Below are 20,699 nucleotides of genomic sequence, written 5' to 3'. Positions count from 1 at the left end.
TCGAAACGTTTTATTTCAAAACAACGCCCGGGGCAGATAATGCAGTTTCATTTTGTGGCAACCGGCGGGTTTCCCGGCACCGGCAAAGCTAAAAAGGCTTTGTTCGAGCGCCTATATTGAGGGGGATATGCTGCTTTCGCATTCAGGCTTTCTGCCGCCTGCCATGCCCAACGCGGATTGTTTAACATCGCGCGTCCAAGCGCAACCATATCAGCCTGCTCCGAACGCAGCACCGCCTCGGCCTGTTTTGGATCCGTGATATGACCAACCGCCATTGTCGGCATACCGGTTATCCGCTTAATTTCCGCGGCAAACCCGGTTTGATAGCCTGGGCCGGCATCTATCTCTTGCTCTGGCGAATTCCCCGCGCTTGACACATCGATGAAATCGCAGCCACGGGTTTTCAATTCTCCGGCAAAGATCTGCGACTCGGCGAGCGTCCAGCTTGAGCGGGCGACCCAATCAGTAGCCGAAAGCCGAACGCCCAAAGCCTTATGTTTTGGCCAGATTTCGCGCACAGCCTCGAACACCGCCAAAGGAAACCGCATTCGGCCTTGCAAACTTCCTCCAAACTCATCCGCACGCAGGTTGCTTAAGGGCGAAAGAAATTGATGCAACAAATACCCATGCGCGGCATGCAGTTCAGCAACATCAAACCCGATGCGGTCAGCGCGCTGCGCGGCGCTTACAAAGGCATTCTTGATCCGCAGCAGCCCAGCTTGATCCAACGCGGCTGGCGCGTCCCACCCTTTAGGCGCATACGGCACTGCCGACGGGCTATCCGTTTGCCATCCGCGCGGCTCATTTGGTGAAATGGGCTTTCCACCATTCCAGGGCAAATCCGTTGATCCTTTGCGCCCAGCATGGGCAAGTTGTATACCCATTTTGGCATGACCAAACTTTTGACAAAAATCAAACACGCGTTTCAAGCTGCTCTCCTGCGCATCCGAGCACAAGCTTAGGCATCCCGGAGTAATCCGGCCCGCCATCTCCACGCCAACCGCTTCGGTCAAGATCAGCCCCACGCCAGACACCGCAAACTGCCCCAAATGCATTAAATGCCAATCCGTGGCGCATCCTGCATCTGCGCTATATTGGCACATTGGTGACACAATGATGCGATTGCGCAGTTCAACATCTGCCAAAGAAATGGGCGAGAAAAGCCGACTGCCCATTATCAACACCCAACCAAATTATGGTGGTAAAAGTGGGTGGGATTGCACCCATTTTTCATAGTCTGCGTTTTCATAACCGGCCTCGCTCTGTGATAGAGCGAAGACTATCAGAGGCCAAGAAACTTCATAGTGCCAAAATCACGCCTTTGACAGCAGCCCTGCAAAGGGCCCGCGAAAACCCTTTCTTTAAGAAAACCATAGCGCGCAGCGCTTTTGGGCCTTGAAACCTGAACCAGAAAGCAGCGCGCTGAAGCACCGGTGCATGCATAAAACCAAAAAGGCCTTAAACAGACAAGCGATGGCCCGTATCGCGATCAAAATAAGATGCCTTATTCAGATCAAAACAAAACTCCATCGACTTCCCCGCTTCGGCCGAGGTTTCCGCCTGAAGCCGCGCCGTAACTTCTTTGCCGCCAAGGCTGAGAACAACAAATGTATCGGCCCCTGCTGGCTCAACAACGCTCACTTTGCAGGGCGCCATTGGTTTTGCCGATCCATTGCGGAATTGACCATCAGTGATATCTTCTGGTCGCAGGCCAAGCATCACTTCGCTGGGAAGATCGCGCGCTTTGGTATCTGACAAAACCAGCGGATCTTCTCCAACACGGCGGATAATAATATCAAAGCCAGAAGATGTTTTTGACGTTGAAGCGGGCACCAAATTCATCGCTGGCGAGCCCATAAAATCTGCTACAAATAAATTTGCGGGCCGATTGTAAATTTCTGCAGGCGTGCCGATCTGCTGGATAACACCACTTTTCATAACAACGATCTTGGTCGCCAAGGTCATCGCTTCGATCTGATCATGCGTCACATAAACCATCGAGGCCCCTAAGGATTGGTGTAGCTTCTTAATCTCGGTGCGCATTTCAACGCGCAGTTTGGCATCGAGGTTTGACAGGGGTTCATCAAATAAAAACAGCTTTGGATCGCGCACCAACGCCCGCCCCATGGCCACCCTTTGGCGTTGTCCCCCAGAAAGTTGCCCCGGCCGCCGGTTCAACAATGGCTCAATTTGCAGCTGTCGTGACACTTCCTGCAATTTTTGCGCCTGAACCTCTTTTTCAACGCCGCGCACTTTCATGCCAAACGTGATATTTTTCGCAACCGTCATGGTGGGGTAGAGCGCATAGGATTGAAACACCATTGCGATATTACGATCCTTAGGGCTTACATGGGTCATATCTTGCCCACTGATCGCGATCCCACCATCGCTGATCGGCTCGAGCCCAGCAATGCAATTGAGCAAGGTCGATTTCCCGCATCCAGAGGGTCCAACGAGAACCAGAAAATCACCCTCATCGATAGAAATGTTGATATTTTTCAAAATTTCGATTGAGCCGAAATTCTTAGATAGATTTTTGATATCCAAAACAGGTGACATAGCCGTTATCCTTTGACCGAGCCTGCGGTCAAACCGCGAATGAAATATTTTCCAGCAACCACGTAGACAAGCAATGTTGGCAAGGCAGCAATAATCGCTGCGGCCATATCAACATTATATTCTTTAACGCCTGTGGTTGAGTTTACGATATTGTTTAGCGCAACTGTGATCGGTTGCGTGCCAGCTTGGCTGAACGAAACGCCGAATAAAAAATCGTTCCAAATTTGGGTGAATTGCCAGATCACGGTGACCACAATGATGGGCAGCGATAAGGGCAGAAAGATAGACCAAAATATGCGATAGAACCCCGCCCCATCAACTTTCGCCGCCTTCACCAATTCTGCTGGAATTGAAACGTAATAGTTTCTGAAAAACAGCGTTGTAAAGCCGATCCCATACACAACGTGAACGAAAATCAATCCAGGGATTGATCCTGCAAGCCCCATAAGCCCTAGCATCCGCGCCATCGGCAACAGCACCACTTGAAACGGAATGAAGCAGCCAAAAAGCATTAATGAGAAAATCAGGTTGGCACCGCGGAATTGCCATTGCGCAACCACATATCCGTTCAACGCGCCGATCAATGTAGATAAAATCACAGCGGGCACAGCCAATAAAACTGAGTTCCAAAAATAAGGTTGAAGCCCTTCACATTGAATGCCCGTACAAGCGCCGGACCATGCCGTTTTCCAGGCCTCAAACGTAATTACTCTGGGCAAAGCCACCAACGAGCCCGTGCGAATTTCTTCAAGGCTTTTTAGCGATGTTGTGACCATCACGAACAAAGGCATCAGATAATAAACGACGAAGATACCCAAAAACAGATAAAGCAACCATCGCAGCGCCACTGTACCATAAGATTGTTTTTTGGCCGCAAGAGGGTTGGAAAGATCAGTCATTTTTTGCCCTCAATTCGGAATAGAGATAAGGAACCACAATCGTGAATACCACCGCCATCATGATCATGGCTGAGCTGGCAGCTTGCCCGATATCACCGCGGGAAAACGCCATTGTATACATGTAGGTCGCTGGCAGATCTGTTGCATAACCCGGCCCACCGCCGGTCAGCGCGATCACCAAATCAAAGCTTTTAATCGCCAAATGCGATAGAACGATGAAAGCTGATAAGAAGATTGGGGCCATCGAGGGGATGATGATTGCCGAATAAATGCGCCATGTTGGAATACCATCCACTTGCGCAGCTTTTATAATCTCTTCGTCTACGGAGCGGAGGCCAGCCAGAAACAGCGCCATCACAAACCCCGAAGATTGCCAAACCCCAGCAAGAACAACGGTGTAAATGGCCATGTCAGGATTGACCAACCAGTCGAAGGTAAAATTCTCATACCCCCATTTTCTTACCGTTGCCTCGATACCAAGGCCAGGGTTTAAAATCCATTTCCAAGCCGTGCCTGTCACGATCATTGAAAGCGCCATAGGGTAAAGGTAAATCGTACGAATAACCCCTTCAACGCGAATTTTTTGATCTAGAAAGATGGCCAATATCAGGCCAAGACACATAGAGATCACGATGAATAAGATACCAAAAACATACAGATTATTGATCGCAGTTTCCCAGCGCGGCGACTGAAACAACCTGTCATATTGAATCGTTCCTACAATATCATATTTTGGCAAAAGGCGAGATTTGGTGAACGACACCCAAGCAGTCCACCCGATAAATCCATACACAAAAATCAAAATGGCCACGAAAGACGGCGCCATTACGAATTTGGGCATATGGCGTTCAAGCCACTCAGTCATCATATTTCTCCAAAAAAACTGCCTTGCCCGAAGCTATCGGGCAAGGCGATTTGCATTTACATGCTGTTTTGAACAGCTTGCAGCAACATCTGAACAGCGTCATCTGAGGACATGTCAGAGTTGAAATGCGATGTCACAACATCGGTAATTGCGCCAGATTGTGCCCCACGCAACGCCATACCATGGGCATAGCTTGGCAATAATGATCCACCGGCGTTGCTGTCGGCCATATCTTTTGCCGATGTATGCGCGCAGCTGTCAAACTCATCCAAGGCAACATCTGTACGGGCTGGAATTGAGCCTTTGTTCAGGTTGAAAACCTTTTGGAAGTTCTTGCCTACGATCAATTCCGCCAAAAGCAGCTGACCGGCCGTTTTATCATCACCCGCAACATCGAACATTGCGAAGCTGTCTACATTATAGAGGAAACCCTCACCAGGGGTTGAGGCGCAGAGGAAATCTTTGCCAGGCTGTTTGCCCGCGGCAAGGAATTCACCTTTGGCCCAGTCCCCCATGATTTGGAAAGCAGCTTCGCCATTCATCACCATGGCTGTTGCCAAGTTCCAATCGCGACCCGAGAAATTCGAGTCTACAAATCCGCGCATCGTACGCATTTGATCGAACACGGCTTTCATGGTGTCTGAGGTTAAAGTAGCCTCATCAAGCTCTACGAACGCTTTTTGGAAGAACTCTGCTCCTCCTACACCCAATGCGACAGCTTCAAAAACGGTTGCATCCTGCCAAGCTTGTCCACCATGCGCCAAAGGCGTGATGCCCGCGGCCTGAAGTTTTTCGGCAGCTGCGTTAAACTCGGCCCATGTGCTTGGCATCGCGATGCCATTGGCTTCCAAGATCGCGGCGTTCGCCCAGATCCAATCGATGCGATGCACGTTGACCGGCGCCGCACACCATGTGCCTTCGCATTTCATGTGACCCGCGATTGATGCTGGCAGAACATCGGCCCAACCATTGGCTTGTGCAACGGATGAGATATCCGCCAAAACACCCTCTTCATACCATTCTTGAATGGCGGGGCCTTTCAACTGAACCGCTGTTGGCGCGTTGCCGGAAAGAACCCGCGCACGCAACGCTGTCATTGCGGCATCACCGCCGCCACCCGCAACGGGCATATCTGTCCATGTGCCGCCTTTTGAGGCAAATTCTTCTTGTAAAACGGCAACTGACTTGGCTTCACCGCCAGATGTCCACCAATGCAAAACTTCGGCTTCCGGTCCCGCAAAGCCAGCGGTTGCAGAAATGATACTTACAGCAGCAGTTGCTGCCAGAGCAGATTTTAAGGTCATAATTTCCTCCCAAAATGTCGCCCAACGCGACGAATGCAGCTGCATTGCCCGCCCCATCACGAAGTTCAACCGCCAAGATTTGGTTTACAGCAGCCGATCGTTAGTTTTTCGTTTCTTTTGTTACAAACTGTTACCTTCGACTGGAATTTGTTGCACAGTGTTACATCGATAACCTCGAGAAGCACAAATAACTCTTTTAGCAAGATAAAGGCATGAAATGGCAATACAACGGCTTTTGGTGGTGGATGATGATGATGATATGCGCAGCATGATGACACAATATCTGCGCAAATCCGGTTACATGGTAATGGCCGCGGCCACCGGCCGGGATGTCAAAGCCCATCTGGAAAAAGGCCGCGTTGATCTGGTGCTTTTAGACGTGATGCTTGGCGATGAAAACGGGGTTCAGATCTGCGCTAACCTGCGCAATACGCATGATGTGCCGATTATTCTTGTATCTGCACTTTCGGCTGATCACCAGCGAATGCAAGGCTATGAGGTTGGTGCCGATGATTATATCGCCAAGCCGTTCAACCCCGATTTACTGCTCGCGCGCATTCGCGCGGTACTGCGGCGTGGCCAACGCTCTGCCTCTTTGAATTATCGCCGCAACACATCGCAGTATTTTTTTTCAGGTTGGCAATATGATGGAAAACGCGACGAAGTCCAATCTCCGTCTGGATTTCAAGTGGTGCTTTCGCGCCGCGAAACCGCGCTTTTAAAAGTGTTGCTTGCCAACCCACATATTCCCCTGACCCGCGACGAAATCTTATCGGCAATGGATGTTACAAAAGATATTGAAAATGAACCGAGCGATGTGTCGGGGCGGGCTTTGGATGTTTTGGTCGGACGGCTTCGGCAGAAGATCGAAAATAATCCAAAAGAACCACAACTTCTGAAAACAGAACGCGGCGTTGGATATATTTTCGCCACGGATGTGGATCGCACCAGCGCATGAGGATGTGGCCGCGAAACTTGAATTCCCTGCGTATTACAGGAATTGTTTTGATTATGCTCGCCGCCACAATCGGGGCTGGGTCGGTTTGGATTTGGATGCACAGCCAATTCGTCTGGCAAAACCATTTGCAGCGGGCCTTCAACAGCGGCCTTAGGCTGTCAGACATGCTGCGACAACAGGCAAGCCCACCCTCTGATCTGGTGATCACACAACTCAAACCAAATGATATTCTGATCGCAAATAAGGGAAAATTTGGGCTTTTGACCGATCAATCCGCAACGCCTTATGTTACGGTATTTTCGCTGAAAGCCAGCGGTCCGAAGCTGCGAACCCAAGAAACCTTATCGCTCGCAATTGTGTCCTCAGATCTGCAATATCCAGTAAGAGAAATCGCTAAAACAAAAGACGGATCAGCGGCAGTTGCGCTTGGCGATGTGACTCGCTTATTGGCCTCATACTGCTCGGACCCGATCCTTTTTGCCCGTTATCAAGACGGGTATTGGTATAAAATCGACGGGTCGAACGTTTGGGGTTGTGACGCCGCCCCCACAGACCGGCGCCCGCATGCGGTGCTTTTGGTTTTGCTCGGACTTGGGTTTTTGGTTTTGCGCCTGCAAGATGTGGCGGCCAATTTTAGCGCCTATGCCGCGCGGCTCGGCGCGCAAAGGCGCAGCGATATAAATGAAACCTCGCCGGTGGAAGGCCCCCTTGAGCTGCTGGAAATCGCAACGCAAGTGGAAGCCTATCGAGAGCGAGAACGAGATGCGCTGGAAAAGCGCGCGATGGTTCTTTCAGCCGTGAGCCATGATCTGGGCACACCAGCCACTCGGGCCCGGCTTCGCATCGCGCTTATTGAAGATGAAGAGCTGCGAGAAAAGCTTGAGCGGGATATTGATCAAATGACGCATATGATCGACAGCATATTAAATTATACGCGCTCAGAGCTAAGCGCAGAGCGGCCAAGACGGCTGTCTCTACGCGCCTTGATATCGGCCATCGTGGATGATTATCAAGATCTTGGCCACCCGGTCACGCTGGCAGGGGAACCCCCGGTGAAAATCAAAATGCAGCATAGTGTGTTTGATCGTAACCCGCGCAGCCGCGCTTTTAACATGGACGGGCTGCATCAGGTGATCGTGACCGCACGGCCACTGGCGCTGCGCCGTGCTGCCACGAATTTAATCGAAAATGCGCTTAAATATGGCCGCCGCGCGCATGTGACGCTTGAGGCGAACGCCACCCAGGCACATCTGACCATCGCTGACCAGGGCGGACGCATTGACCCTGAGTTAATCGCAAAGCTAACAACGCCTTTTTCACGCGGTGAGAACAGCAAAGCCAACCCTGGCTTTGGCTTGGGCCTCACGATTGTAGACACGATTGCAGCGCAGCATGAAGGCGCAGTCACCTTCGAGCAGGGGGCGCAAGGCTTAGAAGTACGCTTTACAATTCAGCGTTAATCCCCCGCTCGAGACACCCAAACAGCCCCCAGTTCAGAGCTTTTTTGACAGGCTTGAATAAACCACATTCCCGCCAGACCCGCGTCTAAATTGGGCAAAAGCTCACCCGCGCCTATGCCTGAGATTAAATCGGCCGCCTCGCTATAGAGCGTTGCAAATCCCTCTAGATAGCCTTCGGGATGACCAGGGGGAATGCGGGTCCAATCGCCAGCAGTTTCTCCAAACCCTGCCCCGCCTCTGGTAAGCAGCTGTTTGGCCTGCCCAAAGCGCGTAAAGCTCAATTGGTTTGGGTTTTCTTGCTGCCATTCCAAACCGGCTTTCTCGCCATAAATCCGTAATGTAAGCGTATTTTCGCACCCAACCGCAACTTGACTGGCCCAAAGCATACCTTTCGCACCCTTCTCAAACCGCAGCATAATATGGGCATTGTCATCCACACGACGGCCATCCACAAAACTGTGCAAATCCGCACAAAGCGCTTGAGGCTGCAAGCCCGATACAAAACTGGCCAAGTTTAAAGCATGTGTTCCGATATCACCAATGGCGCCCGCCCCAGATTTTTCGGGGTTCACCCGCCAATCTGCTTGTTTGTTATCCGCAGCTTCGCTCAACCAATCTTGCGCATATTCCGCCTGAATCACTCGAATTTCGCCCAATTCGCCGTTTTCGACCAATTTGCGCGCCTGCCGGATCACCGGATAACCGGTGTAATTATGCGTGAGAATAAAATGCGCCTTCGAAGCCCTTACCGCGGCATCGATGAGCTGAGCCTGTTCAGACGTGGCCGCCAAGGGTTTATCACAAATCACGTGAATACCCGCTTCTAAAAAAGCTATGGCTGGCCCCGCATGCATATGATTGGGCGTAACGATGGCAACCGCATCAATCCCATCCGCTCGGGCGGCTTCTTGCACGGCCATCTCAGCATAGCTTTGGTAAGATCGCTTTGGATCCAATCCCAATTCTTTGGCCGAAGCCTCTGCACGCGCGGGGTGGGATGACAAAGCTCCGGCCACCAATTCCCAACGCCCATCAAGCCGCGAAGCCATTCGGTGGACGCCGCCAATAAACGCGCCTTGGCCACCTCCGACCATGCCTAATTTTAAAGTTTTCACAGCCCCAACATCCTTTTGATTTGCGCCTCGTCACGCTCTGCACCAGCGAAATCGTCGAACGCTTTTAACGGCGTTTCGATCAAATGTTTTGCAATAAACGGCGCGCTTTCAGCCGCCCCTTGTTCGGCGGATTTCAAACAACATTCCCATTCCAATACCGCCCAGCTGTTATAGCCATATTGTGTCAGCTTGGAAAAAATCGCCGCGAAATCAACTTGACCATCACCCAAACTGCGAAACCGGCCTGCCCGGTTGACCCAAGGTTGATAGCCTGAATATACGCCTTGGCGCCCATCTGGGTTAAATTCGGCATCTTTAACATGAAACGCATTGATCCGATCATGATATAGGTCAATGAAAGCCAGATAATCCATCTGTTGAAGCAAAAAATGACTGGGGTCGTAATTGATTAGGGCACAATCATGCCCGCCTGTTGCATCCACAAACATCTCATAGGTCGCGCCATCAAACACATCTTCTCCAGGATGAATTTCGTAACCGATTGACACGCCATGCTCTTTGTAATGGTTCAAAATCGGCTTCCAGCGCCGGCCCAGCTCTGCAAAGGCTTCTTCAATCAGGCCTTCTGGACGTTGCGGCCAAGGATACAGATAGGGAAAGGCAAGCGCTCCTGTGAAGGAAACAGAGGTCGTCAGGTTCAACCGCTTTGAGGCGATGGCAGCTTTTTTCATTTGATCAACGGCCCAAGCCTGACGCTTTGCGGGATTTTTTTGGCACGCTGCCGGAGCGAAGGCGTCAAAGGCGATATCATAGGCCGGGTTGACCGCCACCAATTGGCCCTGAAGATGCGTTGATAACTCGGTGATTTCCACACCGGCATCGGCGCAAATGCCTTGGACTTCATCGCAATAAGTCGCGCTTTCAGCCGCGCGATCCAAATCAAAAAGGCGCGTATCGAAGGTTGGAATCTGCACGCCTTTGTAGCCGAGACTGGCCGCCCATTTCGTAATGCCCTCTAAAGAGTTAAACGGAGCTTCATCTCCGGCGAATTGCGCCAGAAAAATTCCTGGTCCTTTGATCTGCGATTTCATCTGTTTTTCCTATTCTCACCTTGGTAAAATTTTAAAATCGGGCTCAGAACCAGCCCTTATATATCTTCTGGGCCAACCAGCTTTTGCAATGGCGGTCTGCTTGGCTGGGCAATGGCGTTTTGAACCGCGCGCGCCAAAAATGTTCCTGCCGGAGATGCATTTTCGAACGTCGTCAAGATATCTGGTCGAAAATTGGCCAAAAACGGCTGTAATTCTTTTGTCCAGACATCGATCGTATCGCCCACCACACCCTTAATCTTTTCGACAGCTTGCGCGGCGGTGAGACCTGCATCGATAGACGCTGCAATCACCGCATCAATATGAGGCGCGCGCTTGAGCTCTTGGGCAATCGCAGCAGCAAAAGCCGCAGGGCTTTCGGCGCCCTGTATTTTTTCGATAGGCCGTTCAATAAAGCGCACCGTCATCGACAGGTCTTTACCAGCTTCAGTTAACGCCCGAAGCATCTCTTGCGCGTAGGTTTGCGTCAACGGTGGCGCAAGCAAAAGTACTGAAGATCTCCCTCGATCCTTAAGCTTGCGCATCGCATCCCAAACGTAAGCATGGTTATCAAAGTCGAAATAAGCATGCTGCTTGCGCCACTTACTGCGCCCATGCGTCGCAAACGGAAATTGACGCTCTAACAAATAAGCAACCCGCGGATCTTCGGGTTCAATCTGATTCATAATGATGCCATCTGCCAACCCATTCTCGACGATACGTTGCACAGGCAACAACGAATCCCCAGCTGCAAAAAACGGTGTGACGTTCAAATGATATGGGGTGCCCAGAAACTCTGCGCTGATAGATCGGATGATAATCGAATAAAAGATATTCGTTTCTTCATCTGTCATTGGCAATAAAAGTGAGATGACATTGGTTTTGCCGGTTCTCAGCCTGACGCCGGCACGATTGGGAACATACCCAACGGCCTCCGCAATATGTTTGACAAGATTTTTTGTATTATCGCCAATATCTGGCGCATCAGATAAAGCCCGCGACACGGTGGCCACGGCAAACCCGCTGAGGCGGGCTAAAGTTCTTAAAGTCGGTTTTTCCCCAGGCAATAGGCGCGCCGCAAAGTCTTGATCAACCGTTTCACGTTTACGCGCCATCTTTTGTCACTTTATCCTTCCTGGAGGGCCATACCCCAGATTTCCTTCTGCATAAGCAAGGATAGTTTCAATATTAACATATATTTTTTCAAGCCTTTTCCGGTGATCGGATTTAAAATCTGGGCTATCACTCGCGCAAGATGGGGAGAGTTTAGAATATTATTAATTTGTTGCAAGCAAAAACTAAAACGTTATAGATTGCAGGGAATCGATTCAGACATGGGAGGTCAATCGTGAAACTACTATCAAAATTTATAACAGCGACGGCATTTGTTGCAGCCGGAAATGCAGCAGCAACTGAACTGGACGTCATGCATTGGTGGACATCCGGCGGCGAAGCCGCTGCGGTTGCCGAATTTGCAAAAGCCTTTGACGCGACGGGCAATACCTGGGTTGATGCCGCAATTGTGGGCGGCGAAGCCGCGCGCGCGGCCATGGTAAGCCGGATCATTGGCGGAGAGCCGATGGGAGCATTCCAATTCAACCATGGCCGTCAGGCAGAAGAACTTATCGAATCTGGTCTTTTGCGTGATATCACTGATATCGCCGAAGCCGAAGGCTGGAAAGACATGGTCAACCCCTCTTCGCTGCTTGACGCCTGCACCGTCGATGGCCGTATTTACTGCGCGCCTGTCAATATCCACTCATGGCAGTGGCTGTGGGTCAGCCACAAAGCCTTTGAAGACTCTGGCGTTTCGGTTCCAACCAATTGGACCGAATTTGTAGCTGGTGCGGCTGCTCTGGAAGCTGCTGGTAAAGTACCATTGGCGATGGGCCAGCAAGGCTGGCAACAGTCTGGCGCGTTCAACGTGATGATGGCCTCGCTTCTGCCAAACGATATTTTTATGGCCGTTTATGGCGATAAAGACGCCTCTGTTGCAGCGGGCCCCGAAGTAACTTCACTGTTCGAAGCGGCTGAAAATGCGCGCTCCATGGCGGCAAAATCGACCGTTCAAAACTGGAATGACGCAACCAACTTGGTCATCACAGGTCAAGCCGGTGGTCAAATCATGGGCGATTGGGCGCAGGGTGAATTTGCGGTTGCGAACGCAGTGGCGGGCGAAGATTATAGTTGCTTGCCCGGTTTGGGGATGAACCCAAGATTGGGAACAGGCGGCGATGCGTTCTATTTCCCAGTTCTGAAGGATGATGCTAAGGTTGCAGCGCAAGGTGAATTGGCAGCATTGTTGCTTAAGCCAACAACTCAAGTTGCCTTCAACCTGAAAAAAGGATCGCTTCCAGTACGCGGCGATGTTGATCTGTCAGCGGCAAATGATTGCATGCAAAAAGGTTTAGCCTTGCTTGACCAAGGCGCGTTGTTGCCAGATACCAATATGCTTCTAACGCCTGACACGGCAAACCAAATGAACACATTGTTCACCGAGTTCTTTGCCGACACATCCATCTCAGCGGCGGATGCACAAGCTGACTTTGTGAAAATGATCGCAAACGCGGACTAAACCCAAAACAAAATGTCAGCCCGCCCGCGCGGGCTGACACCCTTTTTTATATCAAAGCATTGGATATTGAGGCCGCAAATGTCACACAAGCGCCCTAATCAGCTTTTCAGAAACAAATCAGCTAAGATCGCCGCAATCCCGATGATTGTGACGGCCCTGTTTGTTTTCGTGGGCGGTACGGCTTGGACTATTGTCTATAGTTTTACCAAATCTGGACTGCTGCCACGCTTAAAATGGGTTGGCTTTCAACAGTATGAGCGGCTTTGGGACACGAAGAAATGGCTGGTTTCAATCGAAAACCTATTCATCTATGGCCTGTGTATGTTGATTTTGATGTTCGTGATTGGCTTTATACTCGCGGCTTTAATTGATCAAAAAGTGCGGTTCGAAAGCGTTTTTCGCACCGTAATCTTATACCCTTATGCTTTAAGCTTCGTTGTGACAGGTTTGATCTGGCAGTGGATTTTGAACCCAAGTTTTGGCGTGCAAGGCATTGTAAGGGATCTCGGCTGGGCGAGCTTTACCTTCGATCCGCTCTACAACCCCGACATCGCGATTTTCGGCGTGCTCATTGCCGGCTTATGGCAGGGCAGCGGCTTGGTGATGGTGCTGATGCTCGCGGGCTTGCGCGGTATTGATGAAGATGTTTGGAAGGCCACGCGCGTTGATGGTATTCCGACATGGAAAACCTATGTGGTCGTTATTATTCCAATGATGCGACCCGTGTTTATCACAACTTTGGTGATCGTAACCACGGGCATTGTCAAAGTGTTCGATCTGATCGTCGCGCAGACCGGCGGCGGCCCCGGCATCGCCACCGAAGTGCCTGCAAAATATGTATATGATCTTATGTTTCAAGCGCAAAACCTGGGGCAAGGCTTCGCAGCCTCAACCATGATGCTGCTCACCGTTATGTTGGTTGTTATACCTTGGGCAATGCTTGAATTTGGAGGTTCTAAAAAACATGGCTGAGCAAGAGATCATGATTGGCCCTCGGGGCCCTAAACCTCGCAAAACCTTTTCGCGCAGAAATATCTTTCTCTATGGCACGCTGGCGTTTATCGCGGTGTATTACGCCATCCCGCTTTATGTGATGACGGTCACCTCTTTAAAAGGCATGCCTGAAATTCGGCTGGGAAATATTTTTTCTCCGCCCCTTGAGGTGACCTTTGCGCCTTGGGTGAAAGCCTGGTCGCAGGCCTGTACAGGATTGACATGTGAAGGCTTAAGCCGCGGGTTTTGGAACTCGGTTCAAATCACGGTCCCCTCAGTCATTGCCTCGATAATCGTCGCCTCTATCAATGGATATGCTTTGGCAAACTGGCGTTTTAAAGGCGCCAATGTGTTTTTTACGATTTTGATATTTGGAGCGTTCATCCCCTATCAGGTGATGCTTTACCCATTGGTGATCATGCTGCGGGAAATTGGCATATATGGATCACTGGGTGGGCTGGTTATCGTTCATACGATTTTTGGTATGCCCATTTTGACGCTGTTATTTCGCAACTATTTCACCTCGTTACCCGAAGAGTTGTTCAAAGCGGCGCGCGTGGATGGTGCCGGGTTTTGGGGTATTTATTTCCGCATTATGGTGCCCATGTCTTTGCCAATTTTTACGGTTGCCGTGATTCTTCAGGTGACCGGCATCTGGAATGACTTTCTGTTTGGTATTGTGTATACGGGGCCGGAAAATTACCCCATGACCGTACAATTGAATAACATTGTGAATTCAACGCAGGGCGTGCAGGAATATAACGTGAATATGGCCGCCACAATCATCACGGGGCTGGTTCCCCTGACCATCTATTTCATCTCAGGAAAACTGTTCGTGCGCGGCATCGCAGCCGGCGCAGTTAAAGGATAAGCTGCATTATGCATTCGGTAGAAATAAAAAAATTAGACCTGAATTTTGGATCTGTAAGTGTTCTGCACAATTTGGACCTTAATGTTCATAAGGGCGAATTTCTGGTGCTTTTGGGATCGTCAGGATGCGGCAAGTCAACCCTGCTGAACTGTATTGCCGGATTGCTCGACATAACCGATGGACAAATCCTGATCAATGGCACCAACGTCACGTGGGCCGAGCCGTCAGAGCGTGGCATCGGGATGGTTTTTCAATCCTACGCGCTTTATCCGCAAATGAGCGTTGAGGGGAATTTATCCTTTGGCCTGAAAAACACGAAAATGCCCAAAGAGGAGATCAAAGCGCGCGTGGCGCGGGCCGCTGAGATTTTGCAGATCGAGCCTTTGCTCTCCCGCAAACCCGCCGCTCTTTCTGGAGGGCAGCGCCAACGTGTAGCTATCGGGCGTGCTCTGGTGCGCGATGTCGATGTCTTTTTATTCGATGAACCCCTGTCAAATCTGGATGCTAAGCTGCGCGCTGATTTGCGCGTTGAAATCAAACGTCTGCACCAGCAATTGGGCAATACGATGATTTATGTCACGCATGATCAGATCGAGGCCATGACATTGGCCGACCGTATCGCGGTGATGCGCAATGGCAAAATCATGCAACTTGCCTCACCAAATGAGATCTACAACCGCCCGCGCAATAAATATGTGGCCAATTTCATTGGTTCGCCATCAATGAACTTTCTGGAGGGTCAGATCCAAGATAACCATTTTATCTTTGAAGACGTCAAATTACCGCTCGATCGCTATGAATTCTCTGAACAGCCAGCCAATAATTGCGCCGCAACCATCGGAATCCGTCCAGAGCATGTGATCGTGGGGGATTTAAGCGCCAAAGCCCCCTATCACACGCAAGTCACCGTTGATTTGGTCGAACCGATGGGCTCGGACACGATCGTTGATTGCACCGTAAGCGGGGCCTATTTCAGATTTCGGATGGATGGCCAAGCCCGCGTGAAACCAGGAGACCTTGTCAGCATCGGGTTTGACCCGAAACAAGCCTCTCTGTTTGATCCTGCTTCCGAATTACGCCTTTAACCCCCCCCCTTAGCCCCTACATTAAAAGAAGATTACTCATGCCCGCACATTCCATGCAACTTTACTCGTTTCGAAATTTTGACTTGGCGGATACGCTGCAAACTCTGGCTGATCTAGGATTGCGCGAGGTCGAGGGGTTTGGGGCATTATACGAAAATCCAAGCAAAACCAAAGCGCTGTTGGACACATATGGTCTGTCAATGACCACCGGCCATTTTGATATAGATCTGGTTGAGAATGAACCAGAAAATGCCTTAAATATTGCGCGTGAATTTGGCATGGAAGCCGTGATCATCGCCTTCTTAAAGCCCGAACGGCGACCAACAGATCGCGCAGGCTGGGCTGAGTTTGGCGCGCATCTTGAAACGATCGGGGCGCCTATTCGTGCGGCGGGATTGCAGTTTGGCTGGCATAATCATGATTTCGAATTTATTCCTTTAGAGGATGGAACATATCCCATCGAAGCTATGTTAGAGGCCGCGCCCTCGCTGGTTCTGGAACTTGATCTGGCTTGGGTGGCGGTTGCAGGGGAATCGCCCGTAGAATGGATAGAGCGTTACAAAAATCGTATCATATCTGCCCATATAAAAGATCACGCCCCAGAGGGTGAAAATCGTGATGAAGGCGGTTGGGCTGATGTCGGGCATGGGGTGATGAATTGGGATGAAATCAGCGCATGTTTACGTGCATCGGGCATTGGCCGTTATGTTCTGGAACATGACAATCCAAAAGATGGTGTGCGCTTTGCAACAAGATCCTACGAAAAACTGATAACCTTTTAAACTAAAGGCCGCTGCAAGAAAGGCGCTAAAACTATGAAGAAAATGGGCATTGGCCTTATTGGATGTGGTAATATCTCAACGGCTTATCTGCAGTTGGCAACACAGTTTTCATCCCTAGAAATGCGCGCTGTTGCAGACCTTGATATGGCCATAGCCAAAACTCAGGCAGAGAAATTTAACCTGCGCGCGCTAAGCGTACCAGATCTACTCGCAAGCAGCGATATCGATATAGTCGTGAACCTGACCATACCAGCGGCGCATTTTGAGGTCACGAAACAAATCCTACAGGCGGGCAAACATGCCTTTTCGGAAAAACCGTTTGTGCTCAGCTTAGAAGAAGGTGAGGCGTTGCGCAAATTGGCCGATGAAACGGGCTTGCGCATCGGTTCGGCACCCGACACGTTTTTGGGCGGGGCCCATCAATTGGCGCGATCTTTGATTGATCAAGGAGCGATAGGAGAGGTTTTAAGCGGCACCTGCCATGTCATGTCGCGAGGGATGGAAGCATGGCATCCGAACCCTGATTTTTTCTTTCAACCTGGTGGTGGGCCCGTACTCGATTTAGGCCCTTATTACATAACGAATTTGGTGCAATTGATCGGACCGGTCAAGGCTGTAAGCGCGATGGCATCAACCGGCCTGAAAACCCGCACCATTGGCACGGGCCCGCGCACGGGAGAGAGCGTACCCGTAGATACCCCCACTACACTTCATGCCTTACTCGCATTTCAATCCGGCGCGATTATAACGCTGGGTGCAAGCTGGGATGTTTCCGCACATCGGCATGAAAATATGGAGCTTTATGGCAGTGAAGGCTCGCTCTACGTGCCTGATCCCAATTTCTTCGGGGGCAGCGTACTACACGCCGACGCAAGCGGGGGCACCGCGCAGACCAAGCAAGATGATCATCCTTTCGGCATCACCAATACCACCGATGGACAGGGCGAAAAGCGGGCAAATTACCGCTGCGCTGGGCTTGCTGATATGGCGAAGGCAATTCTTGAAAACCGCCCGCATCGCTGCTCTTTGGATTTGGCAGCGCATGTCGTGGACGTGATGACGGGTATTCTGGAGTCTGGCGAGAAAAAACAGTGGATTGAGCTGTCAACCAGTTGTGCGAGGCCCGCTGCACTAGGTAAAACAGAAGCGTTAAAACTGCTTAATCAAACAGCGGGGTAATATGAGGGTGATCGATAATCCGGTCTTACCAGGTTTTCACCCGGATCCGTCTTTTCTTCGGGTCGGTTCCGATTACTATCTAGCGACCTCGACCTTTGAATGGTACCCTGGGGTGCGCATTTATCATTCAACCAACCTTAGCGCGTGGCGCTTGGTGGCAACCCCTTTGAACAGACCCGCGCTTTTAGACATGCGTGGAAACCCAGATTCAGGCGGTGTTTGGGCCCCATGCCTCTCTTATGCAGACGGTTTATTTTGGTTGGTTTACACAGATGTGAAGCGCTTGGACGGCGCCTTTAAGGACACCCATAATTATATCACAACCTGCTCGCGCATCGATGGCGAATGGTCTGATCCAATTTACCTAAACTCGTCTGGATTTGATCCCTCGCTTTTTCACGATGACGATGGCCGCAAATGGCTCTTGAATATGGTTTGGAATCATGGCGCGCATGATACAGGCTCTAACCCGACCCATCACCGCTTTGATGGCATAGCTCTACAGGAATGGGCCCCCGATAAAGGGTTGTTCGGACCCATTAAAAACATCTGGTCCGGAAGCCAAAGAGGGCTGACAGAAGCACCCCATATTTTCAAAAGAAATGGCTATTATTACCTCACCACTGCGGAGGGGGGAACCGGCTATGGGCACGCAGTGAGCATGGCGCGCGCGCGCAATCTACAGGGGCCCTATGAGGCCCATCCAGAACAACATCTGATGACGCATAGCGACACGCCTGACCACGCGTTTCAACGCATCGGGCACGGTCAGTATGTTGAGACCCAAGACGGCGAGGCCTATCACTCATTTTTGATGGGGCGGCCAATACCCGGTCCAGATGGGGTTGGACGCTTTTGTCCCTTGGGCCGTGAAACAGGATTAGAGCGCTGCGTTTGGAAAGCCGATAACTGGCTTTATCTTGAAGGCTCTGGACAAACCGTTCGGGCAAACCTGCCCAATCCTGACAAAGGCCAGCACAGCGTTCAAAAAGCCAAAACCAAAACAATAGATTATCAGTTTAATTGCCTTCATTCTGATTTCCAATGGCTTAGAACGCCGTTTCCCGAAAGGTTATTTCGGTTAGAAAATAATAGCTTAATTTTAATAGGGCGGGAAAGCATCGGCAGTTGCTTTGAACAAGCATTGCTCGCGCGCCGCCAGCAACATCTCATCTATTCCGCCGAATGCCAGCTGCAATTTGCACCGCAAACCTATCAGCAAGCCGCCGGTTTGATCACCTATTATAACGGCCATAAATTTCATGCGTTGCTGCTTTCGCATGATCCTGAAATTGGCCGGATATTAACCCTATTTTCCTGCCCAGGTCGTTATCCGAATACGGATATGGATTATCCACTGGCCGCGCCCGTGCCAATCGCTGAGGGCGCTGTAGAGTTGCGTCTTCAGACCGATCATGCTGAGCAACAGTTTTTCTGGAAACAGGCCAAGGATTGGCATCCAATTGGCCCGGTTTTAGATGCAGCCTGCTTGTCGGATGAGGCAGGAAAAGGCGAAGGCAAATCTTTTACGGGCAACTTCGTTGGTATGATTGCCTTTGATACGTCAGGTTTGGCCGCCGAAGCACAATTTTCCCGCTTCAGCTATACTGGCGCCGAATAAGCTTTGAACAATCGCGGCAACTGTCTTGGGTGAAAACGCGATTTTAATACCATTTCTCCGCACCTATAAAAAAAAGCCCCGCGCTAAATCTGCATCGCAGGTCCCACCAAGGCCTAACGTAACACCGCCTCAGTACCCTTGTATAAATGATAGATACATCCTTGTTCTGCGGGAAGCTTTAATAAGTCAGCCTGATCAAGGCCCAGATAAAGGCCGCGCAAGACTTTAGAGGTCACAGCATGCGTAACGATAATAGCCGGATCTTCAAGTTCTTGTAAAAAGGACATGACCCGCGTTGAGATCATCTGAAAGGTTTCACCGCCTGGACTCTTAAAAAACCATTCAGATCCTTGCACTGGCGCTTTGAATTTTTGACTTATGGCATCGCGCGTGGCCCCTTCCCACGCGCCAAAATTGATTTCAAGCAAACGCGGATCTTTTACGTGAGTTTTGATGAAGGGGGCTGCAAGATTTGCCGTTGTTAAAGTTCTTCCCAAAGGGCTAACGAACACAATATGCGGCAAGCTTTTAACAGATCGCAATACTTCGCCTTGGGCCAAGGCCTGCTGCCGCCCCTTATCTGTCAGAGGCGAGTCTTTTTGCCCCTGAAGACGCCCCTGCTGGTTCCAGAGCGTTTCACCATGTCTTAGAATATAAAGCTCGGGATAAGGGTACATGCTCGAAACCTATCTTAATAAAATCATACAGACAGATGCATATGCTGCGGATCACAGTTTTGAAAGGCGCAGAAACGCTTCCCAAAAACCGTTTCAACAAACACACCTAACGTTAAAATCCGCTGGATTTATTCCCAAAAAATACTTTCGTAACCTCTTGAATAATATCCCATGTGACACGGTGTCCATCGGGCATAAAAAGGCTGTCACCCGCGCCCAACACGTGGCTTTTGCCCGTTGATTGATCTGTCAGATGGCAACGCCCAGATAAAAAGGTCATCAATTCATCACCCTGCTCTGTGCATTCAAAGGCACCGGTGCTGCAGCGCCAGATGCCCGAGCGGGTTGTATAGCCCGCCCCCCCCGTATCAATACGGCCCGATGCGGCGGGCGCCCCGGACAGAATTTTATAATTGCTTTCGGGGTTATCAAAAGGCCAAGGCTGCAAAACCCCAATCTCGCTACCTGGCGTATAAATCTGCATGCCTTAGTTCCTAAAAATTGCCAATAAGCACAACAACTTTAGCACATCCTATACGTAATGTAAGCTGACTTGGGGAAGCGCCCGCGCAGCGACTTCTTTGCCAACCTCGATCAAAAATTCTGTAAATTTACAAAAGCCCAGCCTGGAAAATAGAAATTGCAAATGGAAAACGGCTGCTTCACCGAACGGCGGATGATCACAGGCCGGTAAAAAACAGCCCCGC

The 20,699-nt window shown here is 50.5% G+C and carries 19 protein-coding genes; 9 read left to right on the top strand and 10 right to left on the bottom strand.

The features are described from left to right. Positions 1–47: 47 nt before the first annotated feature. From UM181_11945 to UM181_11925, 5 genes are all read right to left on the bottom strand, one after another. Positions 48–1,175 (bottom strand): NADH:flavin oxidoreductase/NADH oxidase, encoded by a 1,128-nt coding sequence (locus tag UM181_11945; protein ID WQC62036.1) that lies wholly within the window; start codon positions 1,173–1,175, stop codon positions 48–50. A gap of 283 nt (positions 1,176–1,458) precedes the next feature. Next, a complete protein-coding gene (ugpC, locus tag UM181_11940; protein WQC62035.1) occupies positions 1,459–2,559 on the bottom strand; it encodes a sn-glycerol-3-phosphate ABC transporter ATP-binding protein UgpC in 1,101 nt (366 codons plus the stop codon). Between the two features lie 5 nt (positions 2,560–2,564). Further along, positions 2,565–3,458: a carbohydrate ABC transporter permease gene (locus tag UM181_11935; GenBank protein WQC62034.1), complete on the bottom strand. Its 894-nt coding sequence runs from the start codon at positions 3,456–3,458 to the stop codon at positions 2,565–2,567. Continuing rightward, complete coding sequence (locus UM181_11930; GenBank protein WQC62033.1) at positions 3,451–4,323, bottom strand: sugar ABC transporter permease; 873 nt, start codon at positions 4,321–4,323, stop codon at positions 3,451–3,453. Before UM181_11930 ends, UM181_11935 begins: the two co-directional genes overlap by 8 nt. 56 nt (positions 4,324–4,379) lie before the next feature. Further along, complete coding sequence (locus tag UM181_11925) at positions 4,380–5,627, bottom strand: ABC transporter substrate-binding protein (GenBank protein WQC62032.1); 1,248 nt, start codon at positions 5,625–5,627, stop codon at positions 4,380–4,382. A 217-nt stretch (positions 5,628–5,844) separates the two neighbouring features. On the opposite strand from UM181_11925, the gene UM181_11920 reads away from it, so the two are divergent. Beyond that, positions 5,845–6,585, top strand: a complete 741-nt coding sequence (locus UM181_11920) for a response regulator transcription factor (protein WQC62031.1) — start codon at positions 5,845–5,847, stop codon at positions 6,583–6,585. Between the two features lie 53 nt (positions 6,586–6,638). Then, a complete protein-coding gene (locus tag UM181_11915) occupies positions 6,639–8,045 on the top strand; it encodes a HAMP domain-containing sensor histidine kinase (GenBank protein ID WQC62030.1) in 1,407 nt (468 codons plus the stop codon). On the opposite strand, the gene UM181_11910 is transcribed toward UM181_11915, so the two are convergent. The 3 genes from UM181_11910 to UM181_11900 are packed head-to-tail and all read right to left on the bottom strand — an operon-like array spanning position 8,042 to position 11,324. Beyond that, positions 8,042–9,139, bottom strand: coding sequence for a Gfo/Idh/MocA family oxidoreductase (locus UM181_11910; GenBank protein ID WQC64746.1), 1,098 nt, complete (start codon positions 9,137–9,139; stop codon positions 8,042–8,044). The genes UM181_11915 and UM181_11910 overlap by 4 nt on opposite strands. A gap of 17 nt (positions 9,140–9,156) precedes the next feature. Further along, positions 9,157–10,212 carry a sugar phosphate isomerase/epimerase gene (locus tag UM181_11905; GenBank protein WQC62029.1) on the bottom strand — a complete coding sequence of 352 codons (1,056 nt, stop codon included), beginning with the start codon at positions 10,210–10,212 and terminating at the stop codon, positions 9,157–9,159. A 56-nt stretch (positions 10,213–10,268) separates the two neighbouring features. Beyond that, positions 10,269–11,324, bottom strand: a complete 1,056-nt coding sequence (locus tag UM181_11900) for a LacI family transcriptional regulator (GenBank protein ID WQC62028.1) — start codon at positions 11,322–11,324, stop codon at positions 10,269–10,271. Between the two features lie 233 nt (positions 11,325–11,557). Between UM181_11900 and UM181_11895 the strand changes: the two genes are divergently transcribed. The 7 genes from UM181_11895 to UM181_11865 all read left to right on the top strand — a co-directional run bounded on the left by UM181_11895 (position 11,558) and on the right by UM181_11865 (position 19,315). Continuing rightward, positions 11,558–12,784, top strand: a complete 1,227-nt coding sequence (locus tag UM181_11895; GenBank protein ID WQC62027.1) for an ABC transporter substrate-binding protein — start codon at positions 11,558–11,560, stop codon at positions 12,782–12,784. Positions 12,785–12,862: 78 nt separating this feature from the next. Next, entirely contained in the window at positions 12,863–13,756 is an 894-nt protein-coding gene (locus tag UM181_11890) for a sugar ABC transporter permease (GenBank protein WQC62026.1), read from the top strand. Continuing rightward, positions 13,749–14,648: a carbohydrate ABC transporter permease gene (locus UM181_11885; protein ID WQC62025.1), complete on the top strand. Its 900-nt coding sequence runs from the start codon at positions 13,749–13,751 to the stop codon at positions 14,646–14,648. The genes UM181_11890 and UM181_11885 overlap by 8 nt, the downstream gene beginning before the upstream one ends. An 8-nt stretch (positions 14,649–14,656) precedes the next feature. Next, positions 14,657–15,733, top strand: coding sequence for an ABC transporter ATP-binding protein (locus UM181_11880; protein ID WQC62024.1), 1,077 nt, complete (start codon positions 14,657–14,659; stop codon positions 15,731–15,733). 38 nt (positions 15,734–15,771) lie between these two features. Further along, positions 15,772–16,515: a sugar phosphate isomerase/epimerase gene (locus UM181_11875; GenBank protein WQC62023.1), complete on the top strand. Its 744-nt coding sequence runs from the start codon at positions 15,772–15,774 to the stop codon at positions 16,513–16,515. Between the two features lie 33 nt (positions 16,516–16,548). Continuing rightward, complete coding sequence (locus UM181_11870; protein WQC62022.1) at positions 16,549–17,694, top strand: Gfo/Idh/MocA family oxidoreductase; 1,146 nt, start codon at positions 16,549–16,551, stop codon at positions 17,692–17,694. Between the two features lies 1 nt (position 17,695). Then, positions 17,696–19,315, top strand: a complete 1,620-nt coding sequence (locus UM181_11865) for a glycoside hydrolase family 43 protein (GenBank protein ID WQC62021.1) — start codon at positions 17,696–17,698, stop codon at positions 19,313–19,315. Between the two features lie 113 nt (positions 19,316–19,428). On the opposite strand, the gene UM181_11860 is transcribed toward UM181_11865, so the two are convergent. Together UM181_11860 and UM181_11855 are read right to left on the bottom strand one after the other, a co-directional pair. Further along, complete coding sequence (locus tag UM181_11860) at positions 19,429–19,992, bottom strand: histidine phosphatase family protein (GenBank protein WQC62020.1); 564 nt, start codon at positions 19,990–19,992, stop codon at positions 19,429–19,431. A 112-nt stretch (positions 19,993–20,104) separates the two neighbouring features. Then, entirely contained in the window at positions 20,105–20,476 is a 372-nt protein-coding gene (locus UM181_11855) for a cupin domain-containing protein (GenBank protein ID WQC62019.1), read from the bottom strand. Positions 20,477–20,699: the final 223 nt, after the last annotated feature.

It is taken from the genome of Alphaproteobacteria bacterium US3C007 (assembly GCA_034423775.1).
In the GTDB taxonomy this organism is placed as follows: Bacteria; Pseudomonadota; Alphaproteobacteria; order Rhodobacterales; family Rhodobacteraceae; genus Thalassovivens; species Thalassovivens spotae.
Note: the sequence above shows the minus strand (reverse complement) of the source record. Positions and strands in the feature narration are given on the sequence as shown.